The organism is Streptomyces sp. NPDC058279 (assembly GCF_042881255.1).
Lineage (GTDB): Bacteria > Actinomycetota > Actinomycetes > Streptomycetales > Streptomycetaceae > Streptomyces.
In genome coordinates, this window is the sequence record NZ_JBHVYA010000004.1 from 296,795 (window position 1) to 319,938 (window position 23,144).

General features: G+C 68.8%; 20 protein-coding genes and 1 riboswitch. Of the genes, 11 read left to right on the forward strand and 9 right to left on the reverse strand.

The genetic code is table 11. The features are described from left to right. Positions 1-114: 114 nt before the first annotated feature. Positions 115-765, forward strand: coding sequence for an HAD family hydrolase (locus ACFVXJ_RS11130; RefSeq protein ID WP_389661439.1), 651 nt, complete (start codon positions 115-117; stop codon positions 763-765). 139 nt (positions 766-904) lie between these two features. Beyond that, positions 905-2,089, forward strand: coding sequence for a globin domain-containing protein (locus ACFVXJ_RS11135; RefSeq protein WP_389661440.1), 1,185 nt, complete (start codon positions 905-907; stop codon positions 2,087-2,089). A 33-nt stretch (positions 2,090-2,122) separates the two neighbouring features. Here the strand turns inward: ACFVXJ_RS11135 and ACFVXJ_RS11140 are convergent, their stop codons facing one another. From ACFVXJ_RS11140 to ACFVXJ_RS11155, 4 genes are all read right to left on the reverse strand, one after another. Beyond that, positions 2,123-2,602, reverse strand: a complete 480-nt coding sequence (locus ACFVXJ_RS11140) for an NUDIX hydrolase (RefSeq protein ID WP_361312890.1) — start codon at positions 2,600-2,602, stop codon at positions 2,123-2,125. A gap of 100 nt (positions 2,603-2,702) precedes the next feature. Further along, positions 2,703-3,608, reverse strand: coding sequence for a LysR family transcriptional regulator (locus tag ACFVXJ_RS11145; RefSeq protein ID WP_389661441.1), 906 nt, complete (start codon positions 3,606-3,608; stop codon positions 2,703-2,705). A gap of 176 nt (positions 3,609-3,784) precedes the next feature. Beyond that, on the reverse strand, positions 3,785-4,942 hold the full coding sequence (locus ACFVXJ_RS11150) for a cystathionine gamma-lyase (RefSeq protein ID WP_389661442.1): 1,158 nt from the start codon (positions 4,940-4,942) through the stop codon (positions 3,785-3,787). Positions 4,943-4,981: 39 nt separating this feature from the next. Next, positions 4,982-5,365 carry a phage holin family protein gene (locus tag ACFVXJ_RS11155; protein WP_389661443.1) on the reverse strand — a complete coding sequence of 128 codons (384 nt, stop codon included), beginning with the start codon at positions 5,363-5,365 and terminating at the stop codon, positions 4,982-4,984. A gap of 86 nt (positions 5,366-5,451) precedes the next feature. Here ACFVXJ_RS11155 and ACFVXJ_RS11160 point away from each other — a divergent pair, with 86 nt between their 5' ends. From ACFVXJ_RS11160 to ACFVXJ_RS11175, 4 genes are all read left to right on the forward strand, one after another. Further along, positions 5,452-5,769, forward strand: a complete 318-nt coding sequence (locus ACFVXJ_RS11160; RefSeq protein ID WP_389661444.1) for a cupin domain-containing protein — start codon at positions 5,452-5,454, stop codon at positions 5,767-5,769. A 125-nt stretch (positions 5,770-5,894) separates the two neighbouring features. After that, a complete protein-coding gene (locus ACFVXJ_RS11165) occupies positions 5,895-6,122 on the forward strand; it encodes a DUF5326 family protein (RefSeq protein WP_389661445.1) in 228 nt (75 codons plus the stop codon). A gap of 276 nt (positions 6,123-6,398) precedes the next feature. Beyond that, entirely contained in the window at positions 6,399-7,145 is a 747-nt protein-coding gene (locus ACFVXJ_RS11170; RefSeq protein WP_389661446.1) for an IclR family transcriptional regulator, read from the forward strand. 99 nt (positions 7,146-7,244) lie between these two features. Beyond that, positions 7,245-7,694 carry an SsgA family sporulation/cell division regulator gene (locus ACFVXJ_RS11175; protein WP_389661447.1) on the forward strand — a complete coding sequence of 150 codons (450 nt, stop codon included), beginning with the start codon at positions 7,245-7,247 and terminating at the stop codon, positions 7,692-7,694. Between the two features lie 69 nt (positions 7,695-7,763). On the opposite strand, the gene ACFVXJ_RS11180 is transcribed toward ACFVXJ_RS11175, so the two are convergent. Then, positions 7,764-9,170 carry a YibE/F family protein gene (locus ACFVXJ_RS11180; RefSeq protein WP_389661572.1) on the reverse strand — a complete coding sequence of 469 codons (1,407 nt, stop codon included), beginning with the start codon at positions 9,168-9,170 and terminating at the stop codon, positions 7,764-7,766. A gap of 82 nt (positions 9,171-9,252) precedes the next feature. Then, positions 9,253-9,400, forward strand: a riboswitch (TPP riboswitch). Here ACFVXJ_RS11180 and thiC point away from each other — a divergent pair. Continuing rightward, positions 9,394-11,181, forward strand: coding sequence for a phosphomethylpyrimidine synthase ThiC (gene thiC / locus ACFVXJ_RS11185; protein WP_389661448.1), 1,788 nt, complete (start codon positions 9,394-9,396; stop codon positions 11,179-11,181). It overlaps the preceding riboswitch by 7 nt. 121 nt (positions 11,182-11,302) lie before the next feature. On the opposite strand, the gene ACFVXJ_RS11190 is transcribed toward thiC, so the two are convergent. The 3 genes from ACFVXJ_RS11190 to ACFVXJ_RS11200 all read right to left on the reverse strand — a co-directional run bounded on the left by ACFVXJ_RS11190 (position 11,303) and on the right by ACFVXJ_RS11200 (position 14,859). Then, positions 11,303-12,124 carry a hypothetical protein gene (locus ACFVXJ_RS11190; protein ID WP_389661449.1) on the reverse strand — a complete coding sequence of 274 codons (822 nt, stop codon included), beginning with the start codon at positions 12,122-12,124 and terminating at the stop codon, positions 11,303-11,305. Between the two features lie 148 nt (positions 12,125-12,272). Then, positions 12,273-13,511: a metallophosphoesterase gene (locus ACFVXJ_RS11195; protein ID WP_389661573.1), complete on the reverse strand. Its 1,239-nt coding sequence runs from the start codon at positions 13,509-13,511 to the stop codon at positions 12,273-12,275. Positions 13,512-13,743: 232 nt separating this feature from the next. Further along, positions 13,744-14,859, reverse strand: a complete 1,116-nt coding sequence (locus tag ACFVXJ_RS11200; RefSeq protein WP_190185544.1) for a LacI family DNA-binding transcriptional regulator — start codon at positions 14,857-14,859, stop codon at positions 13,744-13,746. A gap of 362 nt (positions 14,860-15,221) precedes the next feature. Between ACFVXJ_RS11200 and hisC the strand changes: the two genes are divergently transcribed. Beyond that, a complete protein-coding gene (gene hisC, locus ACFVXJ_RS11205; RefSeq protein ID WP_389661450.1) occupies positions 15,222-16,304 on the forward strand; it encodes a histidinol-phosphate transaminase in 1,083 nt (360 codons plus the stop codon). An 80-nt stretch (positions 16,305-16,384) separates the two neighbouring features. On the opposite strand, the gene ACFVXJ_RS11210 is transcribed toward hisC, so the two are convergent. Next, on the reverse strand, positions 16,385-16,753 hold the full coding sequence (locus tag ACFVXJ_RS11210) for a cyclophilin-like fold protein (RefSeq protein WP_389661451.1): 369 nt from the start codon (positions 16,751-16,753) through the stop codon (positions 16,385-16,387). A gap of 194 nt (positions 16,754-16,947) precedes the next feature. Here ACFVXJ_RS11210 and ACFVXJ_RS11215 point away from each other — a divergent pair, with 194 nt between their 5' ends. From ACFVXJ_RS11215 to cydD, 3 genes are all read left to right on the forward strand, one after another. Continuing rightward, positions 16,948-18,453 (forward strand): cytochrome ubiquinol oxidase subunit I, encoded by a 1,506-nt coding sequence (locus ACFVXJ_RS11215; protein ID WP_389661452.1) that lies wholly within the window; start codon positions 16,948-16,950, stop codon positions 18,451-18,453. Positions 18,454-18,471: 18 nt separating this feature from the next. After that, positions 18,472-19,473, forward strand: a complete 1,002-nt coding sequence (gene cydB / locus ACFVXJ_RS11220; protein WP_389661453.1) for a cytochrome d ubiquinol oxidase subunit II — start codon at positions 18,472-18,474, stop codon at positions 19,471-19,473. Positions 19,474-19,570: 97 nt separating this feature from the next. Next, positions 19,571-23,134: a thiol reductant ABC exporter subunit CydD gene (gene cydD / locus ACFVXJ_RS11225; RefSeq protein ID WP_389661454.1), complete on the forward strand. Its 3,564-nt coding sequence runs from the start codon at positions 19,571-19,573 to the stop codon at positions 23,132-23,134. Positions 23,135-23,144: the final 10 nt, after the last annotated feature.

Genomic DNA, 23,144 nt, shown 5'->3' on the forward strand with positions numbered 1-23,144 from the left:
GGATCATGACGCGGAGGGCGTCCAGGGGATTTGGCAGACCCGCTGCCCGGCGCGGCGATGTTTCACGTGAAACACGCTGTTTCACGTGAAACATCGCGGCTAGCCTCGATGACCATGACGCGTCTGCACCTCTTCGACCTCGATGGCACCCTGATGTACGGATCGGCCGCACCCGTCGAGATCTCCCGGCAGCTCGGTGTCAGTCGAGAAATCGCCGAGCTGGAACGAGCCTTCGCGGCGAGGGAGATCGATCCACACGAGTTCTCGGTGGCGGCGCACGCGTTGTGGTCGGACCTGACTGTCGCTCATGTCAGGGCGGCCTTCGACGGTGCCCCATGGCTTGAGGGCATCCGAGAGGTGTGGCAGGAGATCAGAGAACGCGGCGATCTCTGCGCGGTGATCTCGCTGTCTCCCTCGTTCTTCGTCGAGTTGCTCTTGGAATGGGGCGCGGACGCGGCGCACGGCTCTGTCTACCCCGCAGTGCCCTTCACCGGCCCCCTCGACGTGACCGGCATCCTCACTCCCGAGGGGAAGGTCGATGTCGCGGATCGTCTGTGCGCCCGGTTCGGAGTAAGCCGGGACGACTGTGTCGCGTACGGGGACTCCCTGACCGATTCGGTGCTCTTCGAGGCGGTGCCGACCTCGGTAGCGGTCAACGCACGGCCGTACCTCGCCGACCGGGCCACCTACGTCTACCAGGGCAGAGACCTTCGCGAGGCATACCAGCTCCTCGGGTCGGCACGCCCGGAAGTCGTCGCATCTTAGGGGGAAGGGGGGATGCGAGCGCCGAGTTTCCCCAATCGCCCCCGGGGCACACGGTCCGCTGGCACGCTGTAAAACCCGGAACCACGGATTCGACCGTGGTGTGTGCAGACCGACCCAGATGCTCTAAGCGAGGCACCGCATGGACGCTCCGCCCACCAGACCGGCAAGACGGGGGACGGGGATACCCCCCGGCGCCGGGGCGATCGAGCCTTCCCCCGATGCCGTACTCATCCGCAAGACACTCGCGGAGATCACGCCGATCGCCGACAAGGTCACTTCGTACTTCTACGCCCTGATATTCACGCGGCACCCCGAGGTGCGGGACATGTTTCCCGTGGCCATGGACACACAGCGCGACCGATTGCTGAAGGCGCTCCTCACGGCCGCCGAACACATCGACGATCCCGAGCTGCTCAACCCTTATCTGCGCCGCCTCGGCACCGGGCACCGCAAGTACGGCACCATGGCCGGCCACTACCCGGTGGTGGGCGAGGCGCTGATGGGTGCGCTGGCCCGGTACGCGGAACTGACGTGGGGGCCGGAAGCCGAGGCCGCTTGGGTGCGGGCGTACACGACGATCTCCCAGGTCATGATCGACGCGGCGGCCGAGGACGAGGCCAAGGCGCCGGCATGGTGGCAGGCGGAGGTGGTCGCCCACGATCTGCGGACACCGGACATCGCGGTGCTGACGGTGCGCCCGGACCGGCCGTACGCCTTCCTGGCGGGCCAGTACACCAGCCTTGAGACTCCTTGGTGGCCGCGCGTCTGGCGGCATTACTCCTTCGCCTCCGCCCCGCGCGGTGACGGGTTGCTGTCCTTCCACGTCAAGGCCGTTCCGGCCGGTTGGGTCTCCAACGCCCTGGTGCGGCACGCGAGGCCGGGCGATGTCCTGCGCCTGGGCCCGCCGGCCGGATCGATGGTGGTGGACCACAGCACGGACAACGGCATGCTGTGCCTCGGCGGCGGGACGGGCATCGCCCCGATCAAGGCGTTGATCGAGGACGTGGCCGAGCACGGCGAGCGGCGCCGGATGGAAGTGTTCTTCGGGGCGCGCAGCGACGACGACCTGTACGACAAGGACACACTGCTGGGGCTTCAGCGCTCGCATCCGTGGCTGTCGGTGCGCCCGGTGGTGGGAGAAGGGCTTGCGGGGCAGCTGCCCCAGGCGGTCGGAGTCAACGGGCCGTGGAGTTCGTACGACGCCTTCATCTCGGGGCCGCCGGCGATGATCCGCAGCGGTGTGGACGCGCTCAAGCGGATCGGCATCCCGGGGGAGCGCATCCGCTTCGACTCGGTCGAGGAGCTGGTGGGCGTCGCCGGGTGACCCCGGCGACCGCCTGATGGCTCCTCGGACGGATCAGCCGAGGTCGGAGGCGTGCATGGCTCGTACGCCCTCGATGTTCCCGTCCAGGTAGTGGCGCAGGGACAGCGGGACGAGGTGAACGGCCGCGATGCCGACCCGGCTGAACGGCACGCGGACGATCTCGTACTCGCCCTCGGGTTCGTCGATCTCGGGGCCGTGGCGTTGGGCGGGGTCCATGGATTCGAGACGGCAGACGAAGAAGTGCTGCACCTTGACGCCGGTCACTCCGCCATCGGCGATGTGCTCGACGGTGTCCACGAAGCAGGGCACCACATCGGTGATCTTGGCGCCGAGTTCTTCGTGTACCTCCCGGTGCAGGGCGTCGACAACGGTCGCGTCCGTGGACTCCACTCCCCCGCCGGGGGTGAGCCAGTACGGGTCGACGCCGGGCTTGGTGCGCTTGATGAGGATCAGGTCGTCACCGTCGAGCAGGATCGCGCGGGCGGTGCGTTTGACCACGGGACGTTCGGTCATGGGTGAAGAGTGGCCCACTCTTCCGCTTCTGAAACGCCTGGCCGCGAAACGCACGGCGTCCGAGACTACCTCGCGAGGACGGGGCGCCGGTATCGGCCGATCACCAGTCCGCGGCGGCGCGCAACAGCCGGTCGTGGGCTCGGGCGAGGTGGGCCAGCGCCAGACTGCCGGTCCGTACGACGACGAACCAGGTACGCAGCGGTGGTACCGCGGGCTCCAGCAGAGAGACGATCTGGCCCCGGTCGATGGCGTCCTGGCAGAGGTAACGGGGCAGGACGGCGAGCCCGGCACCGGCTCGGACGCAGTCACGTACGGCCCTGAGGTCGGGCACGACCACGGTGGCGGCGGCTTCCGGCAGCGCGTCGAAGACGGCGGCCCAGTAGCGCGTGACGAGCGGGAGGCTCTCGTGCACCTCCACGACCGGTATCCCGTCGAGAGCCGCCGCGCTGCCGGGGCCCTTGTCACGGAGGAGGTCCTGGTCGACGAGGGCGGCCCAGTAGGGCGCGGCGACCAGGACCTGTTCCTCGTCGCACAGGGGTGTGGCGGTGACCGGCCCGCCGCGTGGCCGACCGGTGGTGACCACGAGGTCGTGCTGCCCGGAGGACAGTCCGTCCAAGACCTCCTCGGCGTCCGCCGTGAGAGCGGTGCGCAGGGTCTGGCCTTGGCCGATCAGCGGGGCCAAGGCGGGCAGCACGCGCCGGCACACGAACTCGGGGGGTCCGGCGATGTGCAGCGTGCGTAACGCGCCGGCGGCCTCCCGCTCCGTCTCGGCGATGCGCAGCAACGCGTCGAGGTGTGGGGCGGCTTTGTGGGCGAGTTCGTCGCCGATGGCGGTGGGCGTCACCCCCCGGGCCCGGCGGTGGAAGAGCGGCCGGCCCAGTTGCCGTTCGAGGGTACGGATCTGCGAGGTGACGGCGGGCTGGGACAGCCCGAGGAGTGCGGCGGCCCGGGTGAACGAGCCGGCCCGGTGCACCGCGACGAAGGTACGCAGCAGGGCCAGGTCCATGGCGGCCCCTCTCGTTGGGGGCCTTCAACTATAAATATGCCGATAGGCCCCTGTCGCTACCGTGATTGGACTCTGACGCTGAGTCAACTAGCCTTGTCAACGTGGTTCTTCGCCAAGGGAACCCGGGGGCGGTCCGAGCCAAGAGGGGGAGGCTCGGACCGCCCCGTTGCGTCCGGTCAGCCCTCCCGCCCCGCCGAATCAAGCGCCCGCAGAACGTCCGCGACCAGGTCGACGGTGTCCTCGGCGCCCGCCGAGAAGCGGATGAAGCCCTCCGGCACCGCGTCCCCGCCCCATCGTCCGCGCCGCTCGGCGGTGGACCGTACGCCACCGAAGCTCGTGGCGTCCTCCACCAGACGAAGAGCGCTCATGAAGCGTTCCGCGTGCGACCGGTCGGTCAGGGTGAACGAGACCACCGAGCCGAAGCCGCTCATCTGCAGGGTGGCGGTCTTGTGCGACGGGTCCGAGGGAAGTCCCGGGTAGCGCAGCCCGGTGACATCGACGCGTTCGCGCAGTGCCTCCGCGACGGCCAGGGCGTTGCTCCACTGGCGCTGCGCCCGTAGCTGGATCGTGGCCAGGGAGCGGTGGGCCAGCCAGGCTTCCATCGGGCCGGGGATGGCTCCGACGATCTTGCGCCAGCGGCGGACGCCGGCGGCCAGTTCCGGGTCGCGGCAGGCGACGTAGCCGATCAGCAGGTCACCATGACCGGTGAGTCCCTTGGTGCCGCTGGCGACGGAGAAGTCCGCGCCGAGTTCCAGCGGTCGCTGTCCGAGGGGTGTGGCGAGGGTGTTGTCGACGGCGACCAGGGTGGAGCCGGCGTGGGCGGCCGTGACGAGGCGCCGTACGTCACACACGTCGAGGCCGGGGTTGGAGGGCGTCTCGATCCACAGCAGCCGGGCTCCGTCGAGTTCCGTGAGCTGGGCGTCGCCGCCGGTCGGGGCGGTTCGGACATGGATTCCGTACGTTTCCAACTGCTCCCGGAGCAGTGGCAGCGCCTGGTAGCCGTCGGAGGGGAGCGTGACGGTATCGCCCGCGCGTGCCTGCGACAGGAGGACCGCTGAGACGGCGGCCATCCCGGAGGCGAAGACGACGGTCTCCACGTCGTCCTGTCCGGGTGCTTCCAACTCGCTGATGGCCCGTTCCAGCAGCGTCCAGGTCGGGTTGCTGTCCCGGGCGTAGGCGTACGGGCCCTCGACCTCGCCGGGCAGGTGAAAGTGGGCGGCGAAGACGGGCCCCGGCAGCGGTGGTTCGTTCTTCGCGGGCTCCGGCAACCCGGCGCGGACGGCCCGGGTCCCGTCGCCGTACCGGTCCGCCGACGAGGTGGGGTGATCGTTCACGGGGTGGGCTCCTTCAGCACACGCGGTACGGGTCGCCGCTCAGTTCTTGTCGGGCAGGGCGAGGTTCGCGGCCCAGGAGACGACGGAGATGATCAGAGCGCCGATGGCCGCGGTCCAGAAGCCGTCGACGTGGAAGCTGAGGTCGAACTGCTCGGCCAGCCATGAGGTCAGCAGCAGCATCAGGGCGTTCACCACGAGCGTGAAGAGGCCGAGAGTGAGGATGAAGAGCGGGAAGGAGAACAGCTTCACCACGGGCTTGACGATGAGGTTGACCAGGCCGAAGACCAGGGCGACCAGGATCAGGGTGAGGACCCGCCTGCCGGTGCTGTTCCCGTCCTCGTCGAGCGTGATGCCCGCGACCAGCCAGATGGCCACGGCCAGAGCCGCCACGTTGGCGAGCGTCTTGACTACGAAATTCGTCATGGGTCCGATCGTTGCAGAGAAGATCCTGGTGGGACATCGTCAGATCAGCGGATTCCACGCGCTACGCAGTAAGGGGTAGGACCAGGATGAAAGCCTTCCGGTTGGACGAGCTCGAAGCGGAACGGGCTGCCAACGACGGCGCGTACCTGCAGTTCCTGAGAGAGCGCAACATGTCCGTCGGGCTCTACGCGCTCGACGCCGGACAGAGCGATCCTCAGCAACCGCATCGTCAGGACGAGGTGTACTTCGTGGTGAGCGGCCGAGCGTCGATCACGGTCGGCGAGGAGACGACGACGGTGGCGAACGGGAGCGTCATCTACGTACCGGCCGGTGTGCCGCACAAGTTCCACCACATCACAGAGCCGCTGAAGGTGTTGGTGGTGTTCTCACCGCCCGAGGGCTGAGGGTCGGGCCCCTGATCCCCCTAGGGGTCGGATCAGGGGGTTCCGAGGGCTCGCCGACCCCCGGAGGGGAACGGGGCCTCCTAGCATCGAAGCAGGAAGTCACAGACGAGGAAAAGGTTGTGGACATGGACGGGATCCGAGCGATGTTCGAGGGCATGCCCTGGTGGGTCAAGTGGGTCGCCGTTCCGCTGCTGGCGCTGTTCGTCTTCGGAGGCGTCATCACCAGCATCCTCGGGACACTGATCGCCTTCGTCTTCAAACTGCTGCTCTTCGTGGCCCTCGTCGGCGGACTGATCTTCGTGGTGAAGAAGTTCACCCGCAGCGGATCGAAGTCCTCCGCCGGTGAGTGGTAAGCCGCGCACCGGGCGGTACTCGGATTAAGCCGGCCGAGGGAACGTGAGGTACGAAACCTCTCACACGGCCGGAACCGGCGGATAGAGTGCCAATCTGGGCCGTCCCTGGGTACCGCTAGCGGTATCACCGTTCTGACCCGCGGTTATCTTCATGGTTGGCGAGCGCGACCCCCAGGATCCACGGCATACGCGGGGGCGGCCCCCGCAGGGCGGGCCACCCCTTGAGCCCGCTGTGACGCCTGGGGGTGAGCTTTGTCCGCAGTCCATAATCCCGGTGTGCCGACGTTGATCGCTTCGGTGCAGCGGGCGCTGAGACTGCTCGAAGCGGTTGGTTCCCACAGTGAGGGAGCTCCGGCGAAGCAACTGGCGCGGGAAGCCGGACTTCCGCTTCCCACCGCCTACCACCTGCTGCGCACTCTCACCCATGAGGGCTATCTGCGCCGTGCGGGCGGCGTCTTCGTCCTGGGCGACGCCGCTTGGCGCCTGGCGAGCGGTGGACTCCAGCAGAAACGTCGCAGCATGATCGTCGACTCCCTCGCGCACTTTCGCGACGTGGTCGGGGCCCCCGTCTACTTCGCGGTCTACCGCGAGGGTGAAATCGAGGTGGTCGGCGTATCGGACACCCCGGCCGCTCCGGCGTGCGAGGAGTGGGCCGACTTCCGCGCGACCGGCCACGCGCACGCCATCGGCCAATGCCTGCTCGGGCAGCTCGACGAGAAGACGCGCAGAGATCATTACGACCGTCATCCGGTCGGCCCTGTCACGCCTTACACGATCCGGAACGAACGCGCTCTGGAGCAACGCCTCGGCTCCCTGCAACACATGGAGTTGATTACGGAGCGTCAGGAATATGTATTGGGCACGGTGTGTGCGGCGATCCCTATTGCGGTGGGAGATACTGCTGCAACCATGGCGATTTCGTTCCCTTTGCACCAAGAACACCGATTGCGCTATGCAGTTGAGCGACTGCGGAGTGAAGTAGGCGCGCTGTTGAGCACCCTCTCGTTCTCTATCAGTATCTGAAATCTCACTCCTTGTGATCTGCTAGCGCTTCCACCACTCTTGTCAAGAGGGCCCATGGGGGGACCATTCCTGGCCACTTCCACAACATCGGGGTAGGCAATGCGCGAGTCGGTACAGGCAGAGGTCATGATGAGCTTTCTCGTCTCCGAGGAGCTCTCCTTCCGGATCCCGGTGGAACTCCGGTACGACGCTCACGACCCCTACGCGGTGCGACTGACCTTCCACCTTCCCGGCGACGCGCCTGTGACGTGGGCGTTCGGTCGGGAGCTCCTCCTCGATGGCATCAACAAGCCCTGCGGCGACGGCGACGTGCACATCGCCCCGTCCCACCCGGACGAGCTGTCGGACGTCCACATCCGCCTGCAGGTCGGCGGCGAGCGAGCCTTGTTCCGCGCGGGAGCGGCGCCGTTGGTCGCCTTCCTCGACCGCACCGACCGGCTCGTTCCGCTCGGTCAGGAGCGCAACCTCGGGGCCTTCGAAGGGACACTGGACGAGGCGCTCGACAGAATCCTCGCCGAGTCCCGGCAGAACGAGCAGAACGCCGGCTGACGGGACTGACTCCGACCGCCCCCACCCGGCCCCCTCACGCCGGCCCGGCTCGGCTCCGCTCGGCTCCGGTCAGCGCTTGCGCCGACGCCCTCGGCCACCGCGTGAGGGCTTCGCGGCCGGGGTGGTGCTCGGGTCCCCCGGCCGGTCGGCGGAAACCACCAGCGCCGCCAGGGCGGTGGTCACCGGTACGGAGGCCACGAGCCCGATGGAGCCGACCAATGTCCTGACGATCTCCTCGGCGACCAACTCACTGTTGGCCACCGCACCCATGCTGCTGTTCGCGATGGAGAAGAGAAGGAGCAAGGGGAGCGCCGCGCCGGCGTAGGCGAGCACCAGGGTGTTGACCACGGAGGCGATGTGGTCGCGTCCGATCCTGATGGCGGCTCGGTACAAGGCACGTGATCCCATGGTGGGATCGGCTTGGTGCAGCTCCCAGACCGCCGACGTCTGGGTGACCGTCACGTCGTCGAGCACGCCGAGGGATCCGATGATCACCCCCGCCAGCAACAGACCGCTCAGGTCGATGTCGGGATACAGGCCGTGGATCAGTCCCGTGTTGTCATCGGTGTTGCCACTGAGGAACCCCCATCCGATGAAGAGCGAACCCAACAGACCGATCAGCACCAGCGACGCCAGCGTGCCGAGAACGGCGACCGAGGTGCGTGCCGTCAGGCCGTGACACATGTAGAGCGCGATCAGCATGATCGCGCTGGCCCCGATGACGGCTACGACCAGCGGATTGGAGCCCTGCAGGATCGCCGGGAGGATGAACAGCGTCAGCACGCCGAAGCTGACGACCAGTGCCACCAGGGCGAACACGCCGCGCATCCGGCCGACCACGACGACGGCGATGGCGAAGATACCGGCCAGCAAGGCCAACGGGAGCTTCCGGTTCAGGTCGATGACCGAGTACTGGAGGTCCCGTGGGGCGTCCGGCGCGTAGGCCACCACCACCTCTTGGCCGTTCGACAACTGCCGCGGGGCTCCCGGCTGGACGATCTCCACGAAGGTGCGGCCCTTGTCCGGGCCGGTACCGACCTCGACGGTCGCCTTTTTGCACGCACCGGTCTGTTCCGCCGTGGCCTCGCGCCCCGAAGGGGTCGACGTGTCGCCCGTGGGTGGAACCTGCGAGGCGTTGACGGACTTGCAGTCCACACTCGCCAACGAGACGACCTTGCCCTGTTGGGTTTGCCGGTCGAACCCGACACCGGTCCGCTCGTGCGCGGGGGCTCCGCCCGGCCAGAGCACCACCATCCCGACGAAGACGGCGGCCGCGAAGGGGATCAATACGGCGGCGATGACCTTGCGCAGGTGCAGGGAGACAGGAGCCGCCGGGCCGTGCCCATGGCTGTGGGAATGGCCGTGCGCGGACCGGGGGGAGGGCGCGTGTGCGGATTCGTCGGCATGTCCGTGGTGCGTGTGTCCGTGGTCGGTGTGACCCGGGGGCTCGGGGGGACTGATGGGAGGTTGCGGCAAGGACGTCACCGACCGATCATCGCAAGAGATGAGGGGGGCCCACTGTTCAGCACGCCACAGATGACGCTAGCGTGGGGGCTACTTTGCACAACGCGGGAGCTCGGAGCACCGGGCTGAGAGGGCGCTGATCACCGTACGCACGCCGAAACGGCGGGTACGGGAGGAGGCTGCGTCGACCGCCGAACCTGTTACCGGGTAATGCCGGCGTAGGGAGATAGGTCTCATGACCATTCAGGATGCACGCACGCCTGCCGTCAGCCAGGACGCCGACGGCCAGACCGGGCGCGAGCCGGGCTGGCACAAGGGATATGTGGCGGGCTCCCGGCCCGACATCCGGGTGCCGGTCCGCCAGGTCCACCTCACCAACGGCAAGGACGTGACGCTCTACGACACGTCCGGTCCGTACACCGACCCGCAGATCGAGACCGACGTCCGCCGGGGTCTTCCCGCGCTCCGGGAGAACTGGATCATCGGGCGGGGGGACACCGAGGAGTACGCGGGCCGTCCCGTGCGCCCCGAGGACGACGGCATCAAGCACACCTCGCCGCGCGGTGGCCTCAAGAACCTCGACGCGGTCTTCCCGGGTCGCCCGCGCCAGCCCCGCCGCGGCCGGGGCGGCGCGGCGGTCACCCAGCTCGCGTACGCCCGCCGGGGCGAGATCACCCCGGAAATGGAGTACGTGGCGATCCGCGAGAACGTCTCCCCGGAGGTCGTCCGCGAGGAGATCGCCGCAGGTCGCGCCGTGCTTCCGGCCAACGTCAACCACCCGGAGATCGAGCCGATGATCATCGGCAAGCGGTTCCTGGTGAAGGTCAACGCCAACATCGGCAACTCCGCGGTCACCTCCTCCATCGAGGAGGAGGTCGACAAGATGACCTGGGCGACCAAGTGGGGCGCCGACACGGTCATGGACCTCTCCACCGGTCGCAACATCCACACGACGCGCGAGTGGGTGCTCCGCAACTCCCCGGTCCCGATCGGCACCGTTCCCCTCTACCAGGCGCTCGAAAAGGTCGACGGCCGCGCCGAAGAGCTGACGTGGGAGATCTACAAGGACACGGTCATCGAGCAGGCCGAGCAGGGCGTCGACTACATGACGGTGCACGCCGGCGTGCTGTTGCCGTACGTCCCGCTGACTGCCCGGCGCAAGACCGGCATCGTCTCCCGCGGCGGCTCGATCATGGCCGCGTGGTGCCTCGCCCACCACAAGGAGAACTTCCTCTACACGAACTTCGAGGAGCTCTGCGAGATCCTCGCGACGTACGACGTCACCTACTCGCTGGGCGACGGACTGCGCCCCGGTTCCATCGCCGACGCCAACGACGCCGCGCAGTTCGCGGAGTTGAAGACGCTGGGCGAGCTGAACACGATCGCCAAGCGGCACAACGTCCAGACGATGATCGAGGGCCCGGGCCACGTCCCGATGCACAAGATCAAGGAGAACATCGACCTCCAGCAGGAGATCTGCGAGGAGGCGCCGTTCTACACCCTCGGGCCGCTGACCACGGACGTCGCACCCGCGTACGACCACATCACCTCGGGCATCGGCGCGGCGATGATCGCCTGGTGGGGCACCGCGATGCTCTGCTACGTCACGCCCAAGGAGCATCTGGGTCTGCCCAACCGGGACGACGTGAAGACCGGCGTCATCACTTACAAGATCGCGGCGCACGCTGCTGACCTGGCGAAAGGCCACCCCGGAGCTCAGGAGTGGGACGACGCCCTGTCGGACGCCCGGTTCGAGTTCCGCTGGGAGGACCAGTTCAACCTGGCCCTCGACCCGGACACCGCCCGCGAGTTCCACGACGAGACCCTGCCGGCCGAGCCGGCCAAGACCGCGCACTTCTGCTCCATGTGCGGTCCGAAGTTCTGCTCGATGAAGATCTCCCAGGACATCCGTCGTGAACACGGTGGAGACCTCAAGGCCGAGGAGATCGAGGCCGGCATGGCGGAGAAGTCCGCGGAGTTCGCGGCCTCGGGCAACCGGGTCTACCTGCCGCTCGCCGACTGAGGCTGCACCGCGTACGGAGCGCACCCGCGACCCATGGGGGGAGTCGCGGGCCCGTTCCACGAGGGTGTTCCACGCTCCACTCGGATGTTTCACGTGAAACGCGTCTGTTTCACGTGAAACATCACTCCCGTTCGGGCTCCGAACCGCCGAAGTCGGGGCTCGTGAAGTCCGGTGGGGCGTAGTCGGGACGTGGGCTTTGGGAGGCGGAGGTGGCTCCGGGGCTGGTGAAGTCCGGCCGGCTGTATCCCAGGCTGGGTATGCGTCCGGCATGCGGAGTGCGCGGGGTCGGATAGCCGGGGCCGGCGCTCGGATCGGCCAGTGCGTCCCGGAGGAACGGCATGATGCCGCGTTCCAGCAGGGCGTTGCGCCATGCCTCTCGGGCACGCGAGAGCTCGTCGGGTACGGCCGCCGCCTCCTCGGCCGCGACCTCCGTGGAACTGTTGCGGACGGCGGTCACGAGCAACCCGATCACCGCGAAGAGCAGTGCGGCCACGGTGAGCCCACCGAAGAGCCATCCCGCCGTCAGCATGGTCCGGGCAAAGGCAGGCTCGGGATCGATCATCTTGAGGCTGTAGCCCACCAACAGGAAGATCAGCATGGCGGTACCGGCCAGGACCGGCGCGAGAACCGCGACCACGGCGCTCACGCCCACACCGCCGGCCTGTCCATCCCCGTCGTGTTCGCCCGTCGTACCCGGGGCCGACAGACGCTCGTCGCGCAATTGCGCGCGGACTTTGACGTAGTGGTCGTATTCGGCCGCGGCCGCGGCCGTCAGCAAGGCGGTGGCACTCATGGCCATGGTGCGCAATTGTTCGGCGTTCAGTCGTTCGCCCAGGGAAGCGAGTTCCGGCCGTTCGTTCGCCGTGCGCAGCGCCTCGTCGAGGAGCCGATCGAACTCCGGTCGGTCTTCGGTGAGCAGGTGCGGAGCGCTGGTCATGTGCATCCCCCGATGCTCCGTACAAGCCGGTATGCCCGCGTAGATTCGGGCGCCGGCACAAACGGAGGAGAGCCTGCTACGGATAGAGCGATGGTAGAGCGCCCATGCCACGAGGTGACAGGGGCTTTCCGGAAATACCCCGCTCGGTGAAAGCTCAGTCGCTGAGCGGTAGTTGAACGACAAGCAGCTTGCCGGCCATGGTCACGCCGCCGTCCATCGCGATGGCCAGGCCGTCCGCGTACACGTGCGGGCCGTCCACCGCCTCCGGTCCGTGGGAGTCGTCGCCGTCCTCCGTGCCCACCTCGCCGAGCAGGTAGGGGATCGGGCTGTGACCGTGCACGACACGGCCGCCGCCGTAGGTTCCGAGGAGCTCCCGTACGGCCTGCGGGCCCGTCTCCTCGTCCCGGAAGGCGAACCGCTTGGTGAACTTCCGGAACAGGTCCCAGGTGATGTCGGCGTCGTTGCGGGTGAGGAGCTCGTGGATGGTGTCGTTGACGTCCTCGATGGAGTCGCCGTAGTCGAGGTACGCGGTGGTGTCCGAGTGCAACAGCAGGTGCCCGTCTTCCAGCGTGGCGGCGTCGAGCCGCGACATCCACTGGAGGTGCACGTCCTGGAGGCGTTCCATGTCGGTGCGCTGACCGCCGTTGAGCAGCCAGGCGGCTTGGAAGGTAGCGGTTCCGGCCCCGGACACGACCGGGGTGTCGCCGAAGCGCTTGGCGCCGATGAGCAGCAGTTCGTGGTTGCCCATCAGGGCCTTGCAGTAACCGCCGGCGGCGGCGGCCTCCGCGGAGAGCCGCATGACGAGGTCGATGACGCCGATGCCGTCGGGGCCCCGGTCGGTGAAGTCGCCGAGGAACCAGAGCCGGGCGTTGCCGGCGGACCAGTGGCCCTCGGCGTCGATCAGCCCCTGCGCCCGGAGTTCGGTGACGAGTTCGTCGAGGTATCCGTGGACGTCTCCCACGACGTACAGCGGGCCCGGGCCGGTGGGCACGGACTCCTGGGGGACGTAGTGGACCTGGACGGTGTCACCGGGGCCTTCGGCCGCTCCGCGACCGATGACGGGCAGGTCGCGCTGCGTGGGTGTGTAGCCGTCGGGGTCCGCGTCCTCGCCGGACGGGGGCGCGGCCGCGGGAGTGGCGTCGGGCCCGGTCGCGGGAGGCGGGGCGGCCTCGGGGGCGTAGGCGGGCCGAGGGGGCACCGGAGTGCCTTCCTCGTAGTACGCCGGGTATTCGCCGTAGACGGGAGCCTCACCGTAGACGGGAGCCTCGCCGGGCACGCCGACGGACGCGGTGTACGGGGCGGGTTCGGTGACGGGAACCCGGAAGTCCCGCAGCGTGTCCGTCCGCATCGCGGGTCCCTGACCGGCCCCCTGAGTCATCGACCCCTCCACCACCGTCGCACTGCCGTACACCTGCGGACCCTCTGACCTCCGTGGGGGAGGGTCCGTGATGTCGTGCGCCCATCATAGGAATGCGGCTCGCGCTCTGTGACGCACCAGGGGTGGTGAATCCTGGCCGGAGCCGTTCCTTCCTGCCGCTTTCTCCCGATTTCGGTGATTGTTGACGTCTCCGGCGGGGCCGTCGGCTCCGCCGGAGTGGCGCCAAGTCCCCCTCGCGGGTGGGTGATCAGTCCTGGGCGGGTGAGCGTGGCGGGCTGACCGTCGTACGGGGCTGCCTGCGTTGCGAGGAGGTGCGGATGATGAGTTCCGTCGGGACCACCTGCTCGACGGGTCGGCCGGTGTCGACTCCCTCGATGGCGTCGATCAGGAGCTGGACCACGGCCGTGCCGATGCGGCGCGGCTTGAGGGAGAGCGTGGTGATGGGCGGTTCGGTGTTGGCGTAGACGGTCGATTCGCTGCAGCAGACGAGCAGCAGGTCCTCGGGGACGCGCAGGCCGTAGCGCCGGGCGGCGGCGAGCAGATCGGTGCCGTTCGGGTCGAAGAGCCCGTACACGGCGTCGGGCCGGTCCGGGCGCGCGAGCAGCCGATCCGCGGCGACGGCGCCTGCGCACGGGTCGTGGGCCGGGTAGGACTCGTAGACGGGGTCTTGGCCGACGCGCTCGCACCAGCTGAGGTACGCGGTGGTCGAGAGGCGGGTGTAGGTGTCGGTGGTGGTGCCGGTGAGGAGCCCGATCCTGCGGGCTCCGGCGGCGGCGAGGTGGTCGAGGAGGTTGAGGACGGCGGCCTCGTGATCGTTGTCGACCCAGGCGGTGACGGGTAGGGACCCGGCCGGACGGCCGTCCGAGACCACGGGGAGGCCCTGGCGGACTAGCTCGCTGACGACGGGATCGTGGTCGGAGGGGTCGATGACGACGGTGCCGTCGAGTGCGACGTTGGACCACACGTCGTGGCGGGAGGTGGCGGGGAGGATGACCAGGGCGTAGCCGCGGGCGAGCGCGGCGGACGTGGCGGCCCGGGCCATCTCGGCGAAGTAGGCGAATTCCGTGAAGGTGAAAGGTTCATCCCCGTACGTCGTCACGGTCAGGCCGATGAGGCCGGACTTGCCGGTACGGAGGGTGCGTGCGGCGGCGGACGGCCGGTAGCCCAGCCGGTCGGCGACTTCGCGAACGTGGCGGCGGGTGGCGTCGGGCAGCCGTCCCTTGCCATTGAGCGCGTCGGAGACGGTTGTGATGGAGACGCCCGCCGCGGCGGCGACGTCCCTGATGCCGGCCCGGCCCTGTCGGCCGCCGACCCGCCGGGTGGTCTCGGTCCGGCTCACCTGATGCTTCCCTGCTGCTGTCATGGCGAGCCGATCCTAGGGCTCGATGGGGTGGTTGGCCCGGCTGCATATGCACCCGTTGGCAGGCACGATTCTGCATGGTTCGCCACCCCCAATGACCTTGGAATTAAAGGCAATTGGGGAGTGGGTGCGGGTGAGGCGTTAGTCGGCGACGACGGGCCCGCCAAAATGGTGGGCTCCCGGGCGGTTCTCAACTCACCTGCACGAGGGACGCGCGCCACGGCGCAGGCCACCAGCGCGCGCATATATGCGCGCGCTCCCCCTGTGATCCTGGCGCCCGCCATTCTCTGATCGGCGGAATCCTCATAAGGTGAGCAGTATTGAGTCGACGGCGACGTCGACGGGACGGTCGAGGAGGACCTGCGGTGAGCGAGAAGAGCCCGAAGCTGCGCCCCGAGCTGGACGGCATCCCCACGTACAAGCCGGGCAAGCCCGCGGCGGCGGACGGGCGCGTGGCGTTCAAGCTGTCCTCCAACGAGAACCCGTACCCGCCGCTGCCGGGCGTGCTGGAGACCGCGGTCGCGGCGGCCGGCCACTTCAACCGCTACCCGGACATGGGCTGCACGGGCCTGGTCAACGAGCTGGCCGAGCGCTTCGGGGTTCCGGTCGAGCACATCGCGACGGGCACCGGCTCGGTGGGCGTGGCCCAGTCGCTGATCCAGTCGACGGCCGGCCCGGGCGACGAGGTCATCTACGCTTGGCGCTCCTTCGAGGCTTACCCGATCATCACGCAGATCTCGGGCGCGACGTCCGTGCAGGTCCCGCTCACCGACGGGGACGTGCACGACCTGGACGCGATGGCGGAGGCGATCACCGAGCGGACCCGGCTGATTTTCGTCTGCAACCCCAACAACCCCACTGGTACCGCGGTGCGCCGGGCCGAGTTGGAGCGCTTCCTGGACCGGGTGCCGTCGGACGTGCTGGTGGTGCTGGACGAGGCGTACCGGGAGTTCGTGCGCGACACGGACGTCCCGGACGGCATCGAGCTCTACCGCAGCCGCCCGAACGTGTGCGTGCTCCGTACGTTCTCCAAGGCGTACGGCCTGGCCGGGCTGCGGGTCGGATTCGCGGTGGCGCACGAGCCGGTGGCCGCGGCGTTGCGCAAGACGGCGGTGCCCTTCGGTGTCAGCCAGCTCGCGCAGGACGCGGCGGTCGCCTCGCTGCGGGCCGAGGACGAGCTGCTCGGGCGGGTCGGCTCGCTGGTGTGCGAGCGCAAGCGGGTCTACGACACGCTGCTCGCCCAGGGCTGGAGCGTGGTCCCCGACACGCAGGCGAACTTCGTCTGGATGCGGCTGGGGGAGCGGACCGCGGAGTTCGCGGCGGCGTGCGAGAAGGCCGGTGTGGTGGTCCGGCCGTTCCCGGGCGAGGGCCTGCGGGTCACGATCGGTGAGTCCGAGGCGAATGACATCTTCCTGCACACGGCGGGAGCCTTCTTCAAGGAGATGTAGCCGTACCGCGGAAGGCAGGATTTGTGACGCGGGACCCGTGGTGTGGGGCCCGTAACGCGGGACCCGTACCGAGGAACCCGTTACGCGAGCTCTACGCGGATCGGGTCGCCGTCGCGGACGGTGGCCAGCAGGCGGGGGTCGCCGTCGAACGAGCCGAGCACATTGCACGGGCTCGCGAGGCGGCTCTCGCCGGCGCGCGAGATGGGCGTGGGGCCGTAGGGCAGCGCGAGCGCGTCGCCTTCGGTCCAGAACGCGACGGTGCCCGGCTCGACGACCTGCCGCGCGTCGTGCTCCAGCGCGACGGAGACGCCGGTGTCGAAGTAGACCTCCTCGCCCCACGTGTTCGCGGAGGCGGAGATCGGGAGGACGGCCGCCAGGGCCTTGCTGGTCGGCGTCTCTTCCAGGGATGCGGTGAGCTGGCCGGCGGGCCAGGAGATTCGAATCTTCATGAGCCGCATTCAACAATCTGTTGAATCTCTTGGCTAGGGGTACCCCCCGATTGAAAGATCGAAAACCCGGTGCGCCATAATGCTTGTGAATGTGAACGCGTTCACAAGCTCGGCGGTTTTGTCCCGCGTCGCGTGGGATGTGACAGGCGGAGTGAGGCTTTGACGACCCACGGCGACCCGAAGGAGATGACGACGTGGACTTGGCTCTGGCGCCGGAGACTCTGGCGCGATGGCAGTTCGGTATCACCACCGTCTACCACTTCCTTTTCGTCCCCCTGACGATCTCGCTCGCCGCGCTTGTCGCGATCCTGCAGACCGCCTGGGTGCGCACCGAGAAGGAGAAGTACCTCAAGGCGACCAAGTTCTGGGGCAAGCTGTTCCTGATCAACATCGCGATGGGTGTCGTCACCGGCATCGTCCAGGAATTCCAGTTCGGCATGAACTGGTCCGACTACTCGCGCTTCGTCGGTGACATCTTCGGGGCCCCGCTGGCTTTCGAAGCCCTGATCGCCTTCTTCTTCGAGTCCACCTTCATCGGGCTGTGGATCTTCGGCTGGGACAAGCTCCCCAAGAAGATCCACCTCGCCTGCATCTGGATGGTCTCGATCGGCACCATCCTCTCGGCGTACTTCATCCTCGCCGCCAACTCCTGGATGCAGCACCCGGTCGGCTACCGGATGAACAAGGAGACCGGGCGAGCCGAGCTGACCGACTTCCTCCAGGTCCTCACCCAGAACACGGCCGTCGCCCAGGTCTTCCACACCCTCACGGCGGCCGCGCTGACCGGCGGCGCGTTCATGGTCGGCATCGCCTCCTACCATCTGCTGCGCAAGAAGCACATCCCCGTGATGCGCACCTCGCTGCGGCTCGGCCTGATCGCCGTGGTCATCGGCGGCCTGCTGACGGCGATCAGCGGTGACACGCTCGCCAAGGTCATGTTCAAGCAGCAGCCGATGAAGATGGCCGCGGCCGAGGCGCTCTGGGACGGGGAGAAGAGCGCCCCCTTTTCCGTCTTCGCCGTCGGTGACGTCGACAAGGGCCACAACAAGGTCGCCGTGGAACTGCCCGGTCTGCTGTCCTTCCTCGCCGACAGCGACTTCGGCTCCTTCGTGCCCGGCATCAACGACGTCAACAAGTCCGAGCAGGCGAAGTACGGCCCCGGCGACTACCGGCCCGCGATCCCCGTCGCCTACTGGGGCTTCCGGTGGATGATCGGCTTCGGTATGGCGTCCTTCGGCATCGGCGCCCTGGGGCTGTGGCTGACCCGGCGCAGGTTCCTGCTGCCGGCCGCCCTGCGCACCGGCGACGACGAACGCCCGCACCTCGTCCTGTTCAGGACCGCCCTGAATCCGCGTCTCACCCGCCTGTACTGGCTGACCGCCATCGGGACGCTCGGCTTCCCGCTGATCGCCAACTCCTGGGGCTGGATCTTCACCGAGATGGGCCGCCAGCCGTGGGTCGTCTACGGAGTCCTGCGCACCCGTGACGCGGTGTCCCCCAGTGTCACGCAGGGCGAGGTGATCACGTCCATGCTCGTCTTCACCGCTCTCTACGCCGTGCTCGCCGTGATCGAGGTCCGGCTGCTCGTGAAGTACGTGAAGGCCGGACCTCCCGAACTCACCGAGGCCGACCTCAACCCGCCCTCCAGGATCGGCGGGGACGACAACCATTCCGACCGGCCGATGGCCTTCTCGTACTGAGGCTGAGGAGACCACACCATGCAACTCCACGACGTCTGGTTCGTACTCATCGCCGTCCTGTGGACCGGCTACTTCTTCCTGGAGGGCTTCGACTTCGGGATCGGGGTACTGACCAAGCTGCTCGCCCGTGACCGGCACGAAAAGCGGGTCCTGATCAATACGATCGGGCCCGTCTGGGACGGCAACGAGGTTTGGCTGCTCACCGCCGGCGGGGCCACCTTCGCGGCCTTCCCGGAGTGGTACGCCACCCTCTTCTCCGGCTTCTACCTGCCGCTGCTGATCATCCTGGTCTGCCTCATCGTCCGCGGTGTCGCCTTCGAGTACCGGCACAAGCGCCCCGAGGACAGGTGGCAGACCAACTGGGAGCACGCGATCTTCTGGGCCTCCCTGATTCCCGCCTTCCTGTGGGGTGTGGCCTTCGCGAACATCGTCCGCGGCGTCAAGATCGACCAGCACAAGGAGTACGTCGGCACCTTCCTCGACCTGCTCAACGGGTACGCGCTCCTCGGCGGTCTCGTCACGCTCACCCTGTTCACCTTCCACGGCGCCGTTTTCGCGTCCCTGAAGACGGTCGGTGACATCCGGGAGCGGGCACGCCGGCTCGCGACCCGGTTGGGTGTCCTCACCGCCGTCCTGGGGCTGGTCTTCCTGCTCTGGACCCAGTTCTCGCGCGGTGACGGCGCGAGCCTGATCGCCATGGTCATCGCGATCGTGGCCCTGGTCGCGGCCGTGGGCTTCAACGTGGCGGGCCGCGAGGGCTGGTCGTTCGCACTCTCCGGGATCACCATCGCGGCAACCGTCGCGATGCTCTTCCTGACGCTCTTCCCGAACGTCATGCCCTCCTCGCTGAACGACGGCTGGAACCTCACGGTCACCAACGCCTCCTCCAGCCCCTACACGCTCAAGATCATGACCTGGTGCGCGGCGGTGGCCACCCCGGTCGTCCTGCTCTACCAGGGCTGGACGTACTGGGTGTTCCGCAAGCGGATCGGGACCCAGCACATCGTCGACGCGCACTGATCCGGCCCGCGCTGACCCGACTGACCGACCCGGCCGGGGCTGTCTCGCCCGGCGCCGGCCGACTCTCCCGCTTGACCCTCCCGAGGGGATGTTTCACGTGAAACCGATCGACCCGCGCCTGCTGCGCTACGCCCGTTCCACCCGCCTCTTCCTGGCCGCGGTGGTGGCCCTCGGGCTTGCCGGGGCGGGGCTGGTCGTCGGACAGGCGATGCTCATCGCCGAGATCGTGGTCGGTGCCTTCGAGAAGGGGGTGGGAGCCGGGACGCTCCGGACGCCACTGCTGCTGCTCGCGGCAGTGGCGCTGGGGCGGGCGCTGATCGCCTGGCTCACGGAACGTGCCGCGCACCGGGCCGGCGCGGCGGTCAAGTCGGAGCTACGGGGCCGGCTGCTGGACCGGGCCGCGGACCTCGGGCCCGGATGGCTGAGCGGGCAGCGGACCGGTTCGCTGGTGGCCTTGGCCACCCGCGGCGTGGACGCGCTCGACGACTACTTCTCCCGCTACCTTCCCCAATTGGGGCTCGCGGTGGTCGTGCCCGTGGCAGTGCTCGCCCGCATCGTCACCGAGGACTGGGTCTCGGCGGCCATCATCGTGGGCACGTTGCCGTTGATCCCCCTGTTCATGGTCCTGATCGGCATGGCGACGCAGTCGCGGATGGACCGGCAGTGGCGGCTGTTGTCCCGTTTGTCCGGGCATTTCCTGGACGTGGTGGCGGGGCTCCCGACGCTCAAGGTGTTCGGCCGGGCCAAGGCCCAGGCCGAGTCCATCCGCAAGATCACCGACGATTACCGCCAAGCCACGATGCGGACCCTGCGCATCGCCTTCCTGTCCTCGTTCGCCCTGGAACTGCTGGCCACGCTGTCGGTGGCCCTGGTGGCGGTGACCATCGGCATGCGACTCGTCCACGGGGACCTGGACCTGTATACCGGCCTGGTCATCCTGATCCTGGCGCCGGAGGCATACCTGCCGCTGCGCCAGGTGGGGGCGCAATACCACGCGGCAGCGGAGGGGCTGTCGGCCGCAGAGGAGATCTTCGAGGTCCTGGAGGAGCCGACGACCGCTTCGGGCGGGACCGGCGAAGTGCCGCAGCGCGGGTTGCGGATCGAGTTCGACGCGGTGACGGTCCGGTACCCCGGACGAGGTGCGGACTCTCCGGGCCCCGTTTCATTGACCGTCGAACCGGGAGAGTGCGTCGCCCTCACCGGGCCGAGCGGCTCGGGGAAGTCCACCCTGCTGCATGTCCTGCTGGGCTTCGTGACGCCAACGGCCGGGCGGGTACGGGTCCAGGGAACGGACCTGGCGGAACTGGCTCCGGAGCAGTGGCGGGAGCGGATCGCGTGGGTGCCGCAGCGGCCACACCTGTTCGCGGGGACCATCGCCGAGAACGTACGGCTGGCCCGGCCCGCCGCCCCTGACGACGCGGTGGCCCAAGCACTCAGGGACGCCGGGGCGTGGGAGTTCGTGGCAGGGCTCCCCCACGGTCTGGACACACCGCTGGGTGAGGGCGGAGTCGGACTGTCCGCCGGTCAGCGCCAGCGGCTGGCGCTCGCGCGGGCGTTCCTGGCCGACCGGTCGGTGCTGCTGCTCGACGAGCCGACCGCGGCGCTGGACGGCGAGACCGAAGCGGGCATCGTGGACGCGGTCCGGCGTCTCGCGGTGGGTCGGACCGTACTGCTGGTCGTGCACCGCCCGGCCCTGCTCACGGCCGCGGACCGGGTGGTGCGGCTTCCTGCGGCCGATCCGGCGGCGGCCGGCGGGGGTCCGGCTCACGGATCGGCCCAGACGGCCGGGCGGGAGGTCGGGCGGCAGACCGTGCGGGGCGGTGCCGAACCGTCCGGTCCCGGGGAATGGATCCTCGGCACGGCGCCCGAACGAACCGGCAACGGGCAGGGACGGAGCACGGGTGGTGAGCACCCGCTGGCCCGGGTCCGGGCCGTCGCCAAAGCCTGGCAAGGGCGGTTCCGTCTCGGTCTGCTGCTCGGCGCGTTGGCAGTGGGGTGCAGCGTCGGACTGATGGCCGTGTCCGGCTGGCTGATCTCGCGGGCCTCCGAGCAGCCGCCCGTGCTCTATCTGATGGTGGCCGTCACCGCCACCCGCACCTTCGGCATCGGCCGGGCCGTCTTCCGCTACGCGGAGCGGCTCGTCTCACACGACGCGGTGTTGCGGATGCTGGCCGACCTACGGGTTTCCGTGTACGGACGACTGGAACGGATCGCTCCCGCCGGACTGCGCGAACAGCGACGAGGAGATCTGCTGTCCCGGCTGGTGGCCGACGCGGACGTCCTTCAGGACTACTGGCTGCGTTGGCTTTTGCCGGTCGGCACCGCCGTCCTGGTCGGATCCGGTTCGGTCGCCTTCACCGCCTGGCTCCTGCCCGAGGCCGGGGCGGTGCTGGCCCTCGGACTGCTCGTGGCGGGTGTGGGAGTGCCGCTGGTGAGTGGCGCCGTGGCCCGCCGCGCGGAGCGCCGGCTCGCGCCCGCCCGGGGCGAACTCGCCACCCGTGTGGCCGATCTGCTCACCGGGACCGCGGAGCTGACCGTGGCCGGCGCGCTGGAGAGGCGGAAGGACGCCGCCAAGCGGAGCGACCGGAATCTGACCGCGATCGCCTCGCGGGGCGCGGCGGCGACCGGACTGGGCAGCGGTCTGTCCACCCTGGTGTGCGGGCTGACCGTGGTGTGCGCCGCGGCCCTGGGTGCCGAGGCGGTGGCCGGCGGCCGACTGGCGGGGGTGGCGATGGCCGTGGTCGTGTTGACACCGCTCGCCGCGTTCGAGGCCGTCACCGGACTTCCGCAGGCCGTCCAGTACCGGCAGCGCGTGCGCCGGAGCGCCGAGCGGATCTACGAGGTCATCGACGCGCCCATGCCGGTCAGTGAGCCGGAGCAGGCCGCCGGATGTCCCGCCTCGCCGTTCCCCCTGAGGCTCACGGGCATCGCGGCGCGGCATCCGGGACAGGAACAGGACGCCCTGCACGGGCTGGACCTGACCCTCGAAGCGGGCCGCCGCATCGCCGTCGTGGGGCCCTCCGGCTCGGGCAAGACGACACTGGCGCAGGTTCTGCTGCGGTTCCTGGACCCGCGCGAAGGCTCGTACACCCTCGGCGACACCGAAACGCGCACCCTCGACAGCGACGGTGTCCGTAGCCTCGTCGGGCTGTGCGCCCAGGACGCGCACCTCTTCGACAGCTCGGTCCGGGAGAACCTGCGACTGGCCCGAACCGACGCGAGTGACGCCCGGCTGCGGGACGCGCTCGCGGCGGCCAGGCTGTCGGAATGGGTCGACGGTCTCCCGGACGGACTGGACACCCTGGTCGGAGAGCACGGCGAGCGGATCTCCGGAGGACAGCGCCAACGGCTGGCCCTGGCCCGGGCGCTGCTCGCGGACTTCCCGGTACTCGTTCTGGACGAACCGGCCGAGCACTTGGACCTGCCGACCGCGGACGCGCTGACAGCGGACCTGTTGACCGCCACCGAGGGTCGCACCACCGTCTTGATCACGCACCGGCTCGCGGGCCTCGACGCGGTGGACGAGGTGCTCGTACTGGACCGGGGACATGTCGTACAGCGCGGCGCGTACGAGGAGCTGGCCACGGTCGAAGGACCGCTGCGACGTCTCCTGGAGCGTGAACGGGCGACCGAGGGGACGTTGGCCGACTTTCCCAGCTAATCGGGACTAA